The following is a 12,394-nucleotide window of genomic DNA, read 5'->3' on the forward strand; positions in this document are numbered from 1 at the left end:
TATAAAATGAAAAAAATAATATTAATTATAGGATTAATCGTTACGGTTTTTAGTTCATGTAATGATTATATTGAAGAAGAAAGTCTTTCTAATGTTCCTGCTGATGCAACTTATAAAACAGCATCTGGATTTCAATTATTAGTAAACACTAATTATGCATGGCTTAAAGGAATCTATGGAGGAAATCCATGGTTGTTTGAATCAGGTACCGATATGTATGCTGAAGGAAGAACTCCTGAACCAGCTGGTTTAAGCCAATATACACAGTTAATTCCGTCATCTTCAAATGTTGATGAGTTGTATAACTCCTGTTATCAGTTAATTCAGTCTGTAAATAAGACAGTATATTACTCAACTGTGACGGAACAAACATCGAATTTAAATACGCTAGTTGGTGAAGCAAAATTTTTAAGAGCCAATGCTTATTTTTTATTGGTTCAGACTTATGGAGGTGTGCCAATTGTTTTGGATAATATTACCACTCCGGTTTTGTCCTTTAAAAGAAACACAGCTGAAGAAGTATATGCTCAGATTATTGCTGATTTAGATGCCTCACTTGCTAGTGTTGGTACTGGAGTTTACAGTACAACAGGAAAAGTAAACAAAAGAGCCGTAAATGATTTATTGGCAAAAGTTTATTTGACAAAAGGTTACGAAACTTTCGGTACTGCTGCTGATTTTACAAAAGCAGCTGCTTATGCAGATGCAGCAATTACAGGTCAAGCTTTAAATGTAGCTTTTGATCAGTTATTTAAACCTGGAAATGATTTGAATGCAGAAACTATTTTCTCTGTACAATATGATAAAGCTTCAACAAGTACTGATCCAACAAAATTAGGAAACAATCAGTTTTACTATTTCAGTTCTTATTTAGGTGGTGCAGAAACAGGAGCTCCATTAAGAAGCTACAATTTATGTCCAACAGATTATGCTTTAGGACTATATGAAAAAGGAGATAAAAGATGGGAAGCTACGTTCATGACAGAAATCCTTGAAGGACCTGAAACGACAAACGGAGTAACAAAAAATATTTTGTATTATCCATATTACAGAAGCACAAATCCTGCTTCTCTAAAAGTAAGACACTTTTATGCACCAAAATGGTTTACCGCTGCAGACAGACTAGCGTGGGAAACAGCTAATGCATCAAGAAAATCAGCTACTTTTGTATATCACCCTTATGGAGAATATTCAGCGGCATATACATTAATTAAAAATTTGGATTGTTATACTATTCCGGTTAAGAAATTTGATGATCCGGATCCGACAACTCCATCTAGTACAGGTCCTGTTAGTACAAGAGATATTATTGTTTCAAGACTTGGAGAAACCTATTTAATAGCTGCGGAGGCTTATTTGAAAGCGGGAGTTCCTTCAACAGGTTTAGATCGTTTAAATGAGGTAAGAAGAAGAGCTGGTGTGGCGAATGCAACCCTTGCACAATTTAATATCGATTATATATTAGACGAAAGAGGAAGAGAATTGCTTGGAGAATACAAACGTTGGTTCGATTTAAAACGTACTGGTACGCTTGTTGCAAGAGCTTCTGCACATAATTATAAAATTAAAGCTGCTAATTTTGTGGGTGTTGATGGTAAACTTAAAATTTTAAGACCAATCCCACAAAGTGTATTAGATTTAAATCAAAATAAAGATTTTCCTCAGAATCCTGGTTATTAGTAATTGGATGATTTTTTGAGAAATTGTTTTTTGAAGAAGTTAAGAAGGAGTTTGGCAAATTGTCCAAACTCCTCTCTTAACTAAATTTTTTTTTAAGATGAAAAAGATACTTTTTATAATGTTGTTAATCTCAAATACTATTCTTGCTCAGAGCAATTATAGTATCGATACTTCTTATACTATAAAAAGTACTTACAAAAAATTAATCAAAAAATATCCTCTTATAACGATTCCGCAGAAGCAAAATAATACTGCAGTTACTGAAATTAAAGAGGTTATTTATCAGGAAGATAAAAACAGAGCATTGCATTTTGATGCTTTTTTCAATACTAAACAAAAACAGAATCCTGCCGTAATCATGATTCACGGTGGTGGCTGGAAATCAGGAAATAAAAACCAAATGCACGACATGGCCAGAGAAATTGCTTCAAAAGGCTATTCTTGTTTTGCAATTGAATACAGATTATCATTAGAAGCAAAATATCCGGAAGGAATCTTTGATGTAAAAAATGCAATAAAATTTATAAAAGATAATGCAATAAAATTCAATGTAGATCCAAACAAAATTGCCGTTTTAGGTTGCTCTTCAGGAGGACAAATGGCAGCTTTGATTGGTACAACAAATGAAATTTTAGATTTTGAAGATAAATCATTTAAAAGTAAATCTTCTTCAAAAGTACAGGCAATTATTGATGTAGATGGCGTTTTAGCATTTAAGCATCCAGAATCTTCAGAAGGAGATATGGCTTCATTTTGGCTTGGTGGAACTTATGATGAAAAACCTGAAAACTGGAAGAATGCTTCGGCTTTAAATCATACGAATAAAAGCTCGCCTCCAATACTTTTTATAAATAGTAGTTTTGACAGGTTTCATGCCGGAAGAGATGATATGATTGCTGTCTTAAATCAATATAAAATTTATAATGAAGTAAAAACAATTCAGAATTCCCCTCATTCTTTTTGGTTTTTCGAGCCTTGGTTTACGGAAACAGTTGTTTATACCGTACAATTTTTAGATAAAATTTTTAAATAGCTCTCATAAAAATGAAAACAAAAATCACAATAACAAGTTTATTTTCCAGATCAGTAATGTCGATTTGTTTGGTGTTATTCTTTTGTTTTAAAGTTATCGGTCAGCAACCTGAAAAAAAAGAGGTCGTTATTTTCAAAGATTTAAAATGGTCAGAGAGAATGGCACTTTCTATCATCAAACGTGATCCTAAAGCCTGGCAAATTGATAATAATGAAAAGCCAAAGTGGGATTATAAATTAGGACTGTTAATGACTTCTTTTGAAAAATTGTATTATAAAACAAACAATCCGGTTTACGGTGACTACATTAAGGACTATGGAGAAACAGTTATAAATACTTCAGGCGAAATTCTGAATTATAAGCTTGAAGATTATAATATTGATAATATCAATGCCGGAAAAATGCTTTTTGATCTTTATAAAAGAACAAATGACGAACGTTATCTGACTGCAATAAAGACTTTAAGAAAACAATTAGAAACGCATCCAAGAACAAATTCCGGTGGTTTTTGGCATAAAAAAATCTATCCAAAGCAAATGTGGCTGGACGGCTTGTATATGGGAACACCATTTTATGCTCATTACACTTCGGAGTTTGATGGAGGAAAGGATTTCAATGATATCGCAAAACAGTTTGAGCAAATTCATTTACATACCATCGATAAAAAAACAGGTTTATTATTTCATGCCTGGGATGAAAGTAAACAAATGCCCTGGGCCAATAAAGAAACAGGAACTTCACCTAATTTTTGGTCCCGCTCTATTGGCTGGTATATGATGGCTTTGGTTGATGTGTTGGATTATATGCCAAAAGAGCATCCGAAGAGAAAAGAATTGATTCAGTTTTTAAATGAAATTTCAGTAGCAGTTGCAAAATATCAGGATGCATCAGGATTATGGTATCAGGTTACTGATTCGGGTTCAAAAGAAGGGAATTACCTGGAAGCTTCAGGTTCAGAAATGTTTGTTTATGCTTTTGCAAAAGGAGCAAACAAAGGATATTTACCAAAAGAATATAAAGGGCTGGCAATAAAAGGTTTTGACGGTATTACAAAGAAGTTAGTTACAGTTGATCCTGATGGTGAAATACATATTACACAAGTTTGTGCAAGCGCAGGGTTAGGTGGTAATCCTTATCGTGACGGCTCTTATGAATATTATATAAAAGAAAAAATAAAAGTAGACAACTCTCACGGATTAGGGCCTTTTATTTTAGCCGCATTAGAATTAGAAAAGTAGTAGAATTTAAATATATTTAAAATGAAGAACAAGAGAAAACAAGGTTATTTTGTATCGGCTTTATTGGTTTGTGTTATGGCTTTTACGAGCTGTAAAGTAATTTCGCAAGAGCCGGCAAGTAAAGACATCGTAATTTCTAAAGATTTAAAATGGTCTGATAAAATGGCGTTAACTTTAATGAAACGTCATACTGAAAGTTACATGATAGATGATTCTAAAAAACCTAAATGGGATTATGTACATGCTTTAGTTTTACATTCATTCGAAGAATTATACAAGAAGAATCCAGATCCAAGATACAATGCTTATGTAAGAAGTTACGTGGATAATTTTATTCAGGAAGATGGATCTATTAAAACGTATGAGTTTGACAAGTACAATATCGATTTGGTTGTGCCTGGACGCTTGCTTTTTGATGTTTATCAAACTTCTAAAGAAGAAAAATATTTAAAAGCAATGCAATTAGTGCGCAAGCAATTATTAGAACAGCCAAGAACGGCAAGCGGTGGGTTTTGGCATAAGCAAATTTATCCAAACCAAATGTGGCTGGATGGTTTATATATGGGAGAACCATTTTATGCACAATATACACTTACTTTCGAAGAAGGTAAAAGTTTTGATGATATAGCAAAACAATTTGAATTAATTCAACTACACGCAACAGATCCAAAAACAGGATTATTATACCACGCCTGGGATGAAAGCAAACAAATGCCTTGGGCAAATAAACAAACCGGAAACTCACCAAACTTTTGGTCAAGAGCTTTAGGATGGTATGTAATGGCCTTGGTTGATGTATTGGATTATATGCCGAAAGAGCATCCAAAGCAAAAAGAATTGGTCAAGTATTTAAACAATGCTTGTGCAGCTTTGGCTAAATATCAGGACAAATCTGGTTTATGGTACCAGGTAACAGATAAAGGTGGAGAAAAAGGAAATTATTTAGAAGCTTCAGGCTCTTCAATGTTTGCTTATGTTTTTGCAAAAGGAGCAAACAAAGGATATTTGCCTGCAAAATATAAAAAACTGGCTAATAAAGCATTCGATGGTTTGACTAAAGTTTTAATCAAAAAGGTAGACGAAGATGGTGGTATCACATTAACAAATTGCTGTCAGGTAGCTGGTTTAGGTGGAACTCCTTACAGAGACGGTTCATATGAATACTACATAAACGAAAGAAAAAAAGATAACGACCCTAAAGCAACTGGCCCTTTTATTTTGGCAGCTTTAGAATTGAACAGATAATTTGATTCAATTTTTTGATTTCATACCAATAGACCTGATCGTTTTTTTAAACTATCAGGTTTAATTAAAAAGCCTTTAATTATTACAGAATGAAAAATATAAAAGTCATTATTCTTTTATTATCAGTGTTCGCAACACAAGAGAATTACGCCCAGGTTTGGGTGTCTGATAATGGTGATGGAACGTATACAAATCCCATAATTCATGCTGATTATTCAGATCCCGATGCTGTTCGAGTAGGCGATGATTTTTACATGACTGCATCATCTTTTAATTGCATTCCGGGTTTACCAATTTTGCATTCGAAAGATTTGGTAAACTGGAAAATTATCGGATATGCGCTGACCAAACAAATACCAACAGAAACTTTTGATAAAGTGCAACATGGTAATGGAGTTTGGGCGCCCAGTATAACGTTTCATAATAATGAATTTTATATTTATTATCCGGATCCTGATTTTGGAATTTATATGATAAAAGCCAAAAAAGCGGAAGGACCATGGTCAGAACCTGTTTTAGTAAAAGGCGGATCAGGATTAATTGATCCTAGTCCGCTATGGGATGATGATGGAAAAGTTTATCTGGTTCATGCCTATGCAGGAAGTCGTGCAAAAATTAAAAGTTTAATCACGGTTTGCACAATGAATGCCGAAGGAACTATTGCTAATAATGATGAAGTGATGGTGATTGATGGCCATGAAAGTGAAAGTACTATTGAAGGGCCAAAATTTTATAAACGAAATGGTTACTATTATATTTTTGCTCCGGCTGGTGGAGTTTCCACAGGCTGGCAGACCGTTTTAAGATCAAAAAATGTTTTTGGACCTTATGAGAAAAAGAAAGTTTTAGAACAAGGTAAAACTGCTATAAATGGTCCACATCAGGGAGCGTGGGTACAGACGCAAACGGGCGAAGATTGGTTTATCCATTTTCAGGATAAAGGAGCATATGGAAGAATTGCTCATCTTCAGCCAATGAAGTGGGAAAAAGACTGGCCTGTAATGGGACAGGATTTTGATAAAAACGGAATTGGAGAACCGGTAACGACTTTCAAAAAACCAAATGTTGGGAAGAAATATCCAATCGAAACTCCGGCAGAATCAGATGAGTTTAATGAACCAAAGTTGGGATTACAATGGCAATGGCAGGCAAATGCTCAGGTACAGTGGGGATTTCCAACAAGTTTAGGCTATCTGAATTTGTTTTGTTTACCAACAGTAAAAGAAAGTACTAAAATCTTTGAAGCACCGAATTTATTATTGCAAAAATTCCCTGCTGAAGAATTTACAACGACAACCAAATTAACTTTTAATACAAGATTAAATGGTGAGTCAACAGGACTCTTGATCATGGGATTGGACTATAGTTATTTGTGTCTTAAAAATGATAATGGAAAATTGTATTTAAGCCAGAAAACAGGAACTTTTGATAAGAAAATTTCTGAAACACAAACAGCTCCAATTTTGATTTCAAACAATACAATTTACCTTAGAGTTCAGATTAAAAAAGGAGGAATTTGTAGTTTTTATTACAGCTTAGATGATAAAAAATACCAACCAATTGGAATTGATTTTACTTCAAAAGAAGGAAAATGGATTGGTGCGAAAGTAGGACTTTTTGCCTTGAGCGAAAAAGTGACAAATGACTCAGGAAATGTGGCAGTAGATTGGTTTAGAATTACTAAATAATAATGAAGATGATTCAATTTAGAAAAATAGTAGTGCTTTTTTTATCAGTGGTAAGTTTGGGCTTGCATGCTCAAAACACGTATAAAAACTGGCCGGACGTTATTCGTAAAAATGATGCAGCCTGGTTTGGTACTGCAGAGGCAAAAGCTATTGCAGAAAACGTGTTGCTATACCAAAGAAACATTGGTGGATGGCCAAAGAATATCCAAATGCAAAATCAGCTTAGTGAAGCGGAAAAGCAAAAACTCATCGCATTAAAAAATGATGAACATGAGGTTACAACTGATAATGGAGCAACCAGTCAGGAAATGCTTTTTATGTCCAGAATGTATGCACAGGTTAAAGACGAACGTTACAAAGAATCTTTTCTAAAAGGCTTAAATTATTTATTGGAAGCGCAATATGCTAATGGTGGATGGCCTCAGTTTTACCCTTTGAAAAAAGGCTACTATACGCATATTACATACAATGATAATTCGATGGTCAACATCTTAATTATATTGAAAGAAATCAGTGAACAAACAGATTATTACAGTATAAAACCTTCGAAAGAAATAGTCGAAAAAACGAAAAAAGCTTTTGATAAAGGAATTGATTGTATTTTAAAAACACAATACAAACAAAATGGAGTTTTAACGGCCTGGTGTGCACAACATGACGAAGTTACTTTGGCTCCCGCGAATGCAAGGGCTTTTGAATTAGCTTCCCTAAGCGGATTTGAATCTGCAAAAATTGTACTGCTTTTGATGTCGATTGAGAAACCTTCACCGGAAATCATTACAGCCGTTAAAAGTGCACAGGCATGGTTTGAGAAAACAAAAATCACGAATTTAGAAGAAAAAAGAGTTTTAAACGATGCTGGAAAAATCATTGATAAAAAAATGCTTCCGAAGGAAAATACTGATCCTATTTGGGCCAGATTCATGGACCTTGAAACAAATGAACCTTTCTTTTGTGACCGTGATGGAATCAGGAAAAAATCTTTAGACCAAATTGGCTCCGAAAGAAGAAATGGTTATTCCTGGTATTCTGATGCACCAAAAGAAGTACTAAAGAAATATCCGGCATGGGCAATCAAAAATGGGGTTAAAGTTTCTTCTAAGGAAGTTCCTGCAAAAAAAAACGATAATGTAGTTTTAACGGTGGCACAGGACGGAACTGGTGATTTTACTAAAATACAGGAGGCAATTTATGCAGCTCCGGCCTTTCCATATGAAAAGGTTACTATAAACATCAAAAATGGAATTTATAATGAAAAAGTGCGTGTTCCGGAATGGAATACGCATTTAACCCTAATTGGAGAAAGTAAAGAAAATACCATTATTACTTTTGATGATAATTTTAAGAAAATCAATTTAGGACGAAATAGTACTTTTTACACCTATACACTTTTAGTTGAAGGAGATGATTTTTCGGTCTCCAATTTAACGATTAAAAATACTTCAGGAGATCATGGTCAGGGGATTGCATTGTCAGTCGTGGCCAATCGTGCAAAAATTTCAAATTGTACTATTTTAGGAAACCAGGATACATTATATCTTTCAGGAAATAACGTAAAACAATACTTCAAAGATTGTTATATAGAAGGTACAACCGATTTTATTTTTGGAAGCGCAACCGCTTTATTCGAAAATTGCACTATTAACAGTATCAAAAGTTCTTATATAACAGCGGCCTCAACTCCGGAAGGAATCCCATTTGGTTTTGTTTTTAAAAATTGTAAACTAACGGCAAATCCTGAAGCTACAGTGGTTTATCTTGGAAGACCCTGGAGAGTTTATGCAAAAACTGTTTATATAAATTGTGATTTGGGAAAACAGATTAGGCCTGAAGGTTGGGAAAATTGGTCTAAACCTGATGCAGAAAAGAATTCTTTCTATGCGGAATATAATTGTAAAGGCGAAGGTTTCCAGCCGACCAAAAGAGTATCATGGTCACATCAGCTTAAAAAATCAGAAGCAGACAAATATATTATAGAAAACATTCTTAAAGATTCAGATGCAAAGTGGTATTCCAGATAAATTTTGACTTCAAAAAAATAAAAATTATGAATTTTAAATGTCTCGTTTTTTTATTGCTTTCTTGCTTTTCTTTTGCTCAGAACAGGGAATTTCCAACGGCAAAAATAGATTCAATTGTCAATAGAATTCAGTTGCCGGTTTTTCCTTCCTATCAAATAAATATCCAAAAATTAGGGGCAAAAGGTGATTCTGTAACCAATAATAAAGTTGCTTTTGACAGGGCAATGGCATTGTGTAAAAAGAACAACGGAGGGACCATTATTGTTCCTAAAGGAATCTATAAGGTTAACGGACCAATACATTTTGTAAGTAATGTAAATCTTAAGATTGAAAAAGGTGCAAAAATCAAGTTTAGTGATAATCCACAAGATTATTTACCAATGGTTTTAACAAGTTGGGAAGGCACCATGTTGTACAATTACAGTCCACTAATTTATGCATACGAATGTTCTAATATTGCCATAACGGGTGAAGGAACAATTGATGGAGAAGGAGGTAAAACCTGGAAAAGTTTTAAGGCTAAAGAAGAATCGGGTAAAAACAGAAGCCGCGATATGAATCATAATAGCGTTCCTGTAAAGGATAGAAAATTTGGTGAAGGTTATTTTTTGCGCCCACAGATGATTCAGTTTTTTAATTGCAAAAACATTTTAGTTGAAAATATTCGTATAGAAAATTCACCTTTTTGGTGTCTGCATTTATTAAAGTCGCAAAGTATAACAGTTCGGGGTGTTAGTTATAAATCGTTAAATTATAATAATGACGGAATTGACCCTGAATATACTAAAGATGTTTTAATTGAAAAAGTAACTTTCGATAATGGAGATGATAATGTCGCTATAAAAGCAGGAAGAGATCATGAAGGAAGAGCAAATACAGCTACTCCTAGTGAAAACATTGTAATTAGAAACTGTAATTTCAAAGGCCTACACGGAGTAGTTATTGGAAGCGAAATGTCTGCAGGAGTCCAAAATGTGTATGTAGAAAATTGCAAAACAGTTGGTTATCTAAAAAGAGGAATTTATTTAAAAACCAATGCAGATCGTGGTGGTTTTATAAAAAATATTTTTGTTAGAAACATTCAGCTAGATGAAGTAGAAGATTGTTTATACATGACCGCGAATTATCATGGAGAAGGCAAAGGATTTCAATCAGAAATTTCAAATATACATTTTTCAAATATTACCTGCAATAAAGCATCAGAATCGGGAATTGTGATTCAGGGATTTCCAGACAAAAAAATCAAGAATATTTCTTTAACTAATATTGAAATAAAGTCAGCTAAAAACGCCATATCAAACGAAAATGCCGAAAATGTATTAATGACCGATGTCTTTATTGGAAAAAAAGCAACTGTTCCTACGGCAGCAAAATAGGTTTTTAAAGGTTCATAGGGGCAAAAATTCAAGGGAACAGAGGTTTCTTCCGAATTTTTTCATCCAAAGTGCGAGGGATTACAGAAGAAACTCTCATCATGTTTATCATTTTGAAGGTCCGGTTTGTCATCGTGACGAAGGAAGGAACACGCAAGAAACTCGACAAAGTAAAGCAACAAAGTTACCAGAATTAACCAATCTAAGAAGTCTAAAGTCTAACAATCTAAGAAGTCTAAAAAAATGAAACACTACATACTAATCCTCTTCCTGATAACAACAACTTGTTTCGCTCAAAAAACAACAGTCTATTGTATTGGTGATTCAACAATGGCAAATAAAAAAGATCCGGACCGCAACCCGGAACATGGCTGGGCTCAAGTACTTCAGCCTTTTTTCAGCGATAATATTATTGTAGAAAATAAAGCTGTTAATGGCAGAAGTACCAAAAGTTTTATCAATGAAAAAAGATGGGATTCGATATATAAAAAGCTAAAAAAAGGAGATTATGTATTGATTGAGTTTGGGCATAATGATGAAAAAATAGAAGACTCGACAAGATATACTAATCCTCACACATCTTATAGATATAATTTAATCAGGTTTGTAAAAGAAACGAGAGCTAAAGGTGCAACACCAATATTGCTTACTTCTATTGCAAGACGAAATTTTAATGAAAAAGGAGTATTAGTGCCAACGCATGGCGATTATCCGTTAGAAACAAGATTAGTAGCTCAGGAATATAAAGTACCATTTATTGATTTAGAATATTATACTGAACTGCTGGAACAATCTTATGGACCAGAAAAATCAAAACAATTGCATTTGCATTTTAAAGCAGGCGAGAATCCTTATTATGATAAGGATAAAGCTGATGATACACACCTGTCTTCATTAGGTGCTACAAAAATTGCAGCAATTGTTATTAATCAGCTTAAGATTTTAGAAGACTCTGCTATAGAAAAACTAAAAAAAGCTATTAAATAGAGATTCTATAAATACTAGGACTTCTAAACTATAACAGTAGAAATAATTTCTATGTTATAGTTTTTTTTATGCTCATCAAATCAAAATAAGGATTGCCTTAATCTATAAGTATTATAACTTTAAGAGGTAATTTTTGTTTCCTTTAAATCTCAATTTTGCCTCACCTTATTAAGGTTCATTGCCTTATAGAATGTTTATTGTTTTTTTTATTCTCAATATTTTAACCGTTTAAATATTTTGATGTTTTTTTCGCAAAGATGGGAGAGCTTATGTTCTCCCATTTTTTTGTTTTAAAATCTTGCTTATAAATGTTTCATTATTTATAAAAACTGCAATTGTATTCAATGCCTTAGTAATCAATTAATTGTTTCATTTTCTCAAAAAAATCTTCACATCTTATTATAGATAACAGGGTTATTCTTCAAATACCCTAATCTATAACTTTAAAAACTTATGGTGGTAAAGCAAAAAGGTATTTAGGGGGAACTTTGCATCTTCAAACTTAGATGTTTGAAATATAAACACTTAAGAAACTAATTAAATACATAATAATTAAGATGTTATGAAAAATAGATTACTCCCTTTATTTTTTGTTTTAGGAATTTACGCTGCTCATTCGCAGGTAGGTATTGGAACAAAAAATCCAAATGTCTCATGATAATAAAGGAGTTTTCCTAAAGATGTTTAAAAGAAAGTTTAAAGATGAGTTTGATTTCTCTGGAAATTCATTTCTGATCGAAAATGAAAATGATTATAAAGATTTCGATCGTTCGATATTTGTGGTTTATGATAAAACTGAGATGATCGACTATCTGAAATTAGAAAAGAAAGGATCAAATGTTTTAGTTTGTTTATTCAATAAGCAGTTATATGGCAGTTTAACTTTTTTTCAGGAAATTAATAATCTAATTCTATTAGATGAATCTAAAACAAAGCCAGAGATTGTGAAAGATTTAAAAGCCTATTTTAAAAAGACTCAAGAGCCTGTTGAGCAAGAATCTAAATCTTTATTTGGAAGTTCTGCGATCTTTCAAATGCAATTTCATAATTTATATAATGCGCTATTTTTTCTGCTTTAGCTTGTATTAGAGGGCTTTTATAAACTAAAAGTTATTTTAATTAATTCACT

At 33.1% G+C, this 12,394-nt stretch carries 9 protein-coding genes; all 9 read left to right on the top strand.

The genetic code is table 11. From position 1 onward, the window contains the following. The first annotated feature begins 6 nt into the window (after nt 1-6). A complete protein-coding gene (locus AC6CH4_RS15375; RefSeq protein ID WP_498104423.1) occupies nt 7-1,680 on the top strand; it encodes a RagB/SusD family nutrient uptake outer membrane protein in 1,674 nt (557 codons plus the stop codon). Nucleotides 1,681-1,777: 97 nt separating this feature from the next. Next, nucleotides 1,778-2,713 carry an alpha/beta hydrolase fold domain-containing protein gene (locus tag AC6CH4_RS15380; protein ID WP_498104425.1) on the top strand — a complete coding sequence of 312 codons (936 nt, stop codon included), beginning with the start codon at nt 1,778-1,780 and terminating at the stop codon, nt 2,711-2,713. Between the two features lie 11 nt (nt 2,714-2,724). Further along, nucleotides 2,725-3,951: a glycoside hydrolase family 88/105 protein gene (locus AC6CH4_RS15385; RefSeq protein WP_498104427.1), complete on the top strand. Its 1,227-nt coding sequence runs from the start codon at nt 2,725-2,727 to the stop codon at nt 3,949-3,951. Nucleotides 3,952-3,972: 21 nt separating this feature from the next. Beyond that, nucleotides 3,973-5,196: a glycoside hydrolase family 88/105 protein gene (locus AC6CH4_RS15390; protein ID WP_498104429.1), complete on the top strand. Its 1,224-nt coding sequence runs from the start codon at nt 3,973-3,975 to the stop codon at nt 5,194-5,196. A gap of 89 nt (nt 5,197-5,285) precedes the next feature. Beyond that, nucleotides 5,286-6,884, top strand: coding sequence for a glycoside hydrolase family 43 protein (locus tag AC6CH4_RS15395; RefSeq protein WP_498104431.1), 1,599 nt, complete (start codon nt 5,286-5,288; stop codon nt 6,882-6,884). An 8-nt stretch (nt 6,885-6,892) separates the two neighbouring features. After that, a complete protein-coding gene (pelA, locus tag AC6CH4_RS15400; RefSeq protein WP_498104433.1) occupies nt 6,893-8,905 on the top strand; it encodes a pectate lyase in 2,013 nt (670 codons plus the stop codon). A gap of 26 nt (nt 8,906-8,931) precedes the next feature. Continuing rightward, complete coding sequence (locus AC6CH4_RS15405) at nt 8,932-10,281, top strand: glycoside hydrolase family 28 protein (protein WP_498104435.1); 1,350 nt, start codon at nt 8,932-8,934, stop codon at nt 10,279-10,281. Between the two features lie 240 nt (nt 10,282-10,521). Continuing rightward, nucleotides 10,522-11,265 (top strand): rhamnogalacturonan acetylesterase, encoded by a 744-nt coding sequence (locus AC6CH4_RS15410; RefSeq protein ID WP_498104437.1) that lies wholly within the window; start codon nt 10,522-10,524, stop codon nt 11,263-11,265. 647 nt (nt 11,266-11,912) lie between these two features. Beyond that, nucleotides 11,913-12,344 (top strand): hypothetical protein, encoded by a 432-nt coding sequence (locus AC6CH4_RS15415; protein WP_498104439.1) that lies wholly within the window; start codon nt 11,913-11,915, stop codon nt 12,342-12,344. Nucleotides 12,345-12,394 lie beyond the last annotated feature (50 nt).

This window comes from Flavobacterium sp. GQ95, assembly GCF_059758655.1.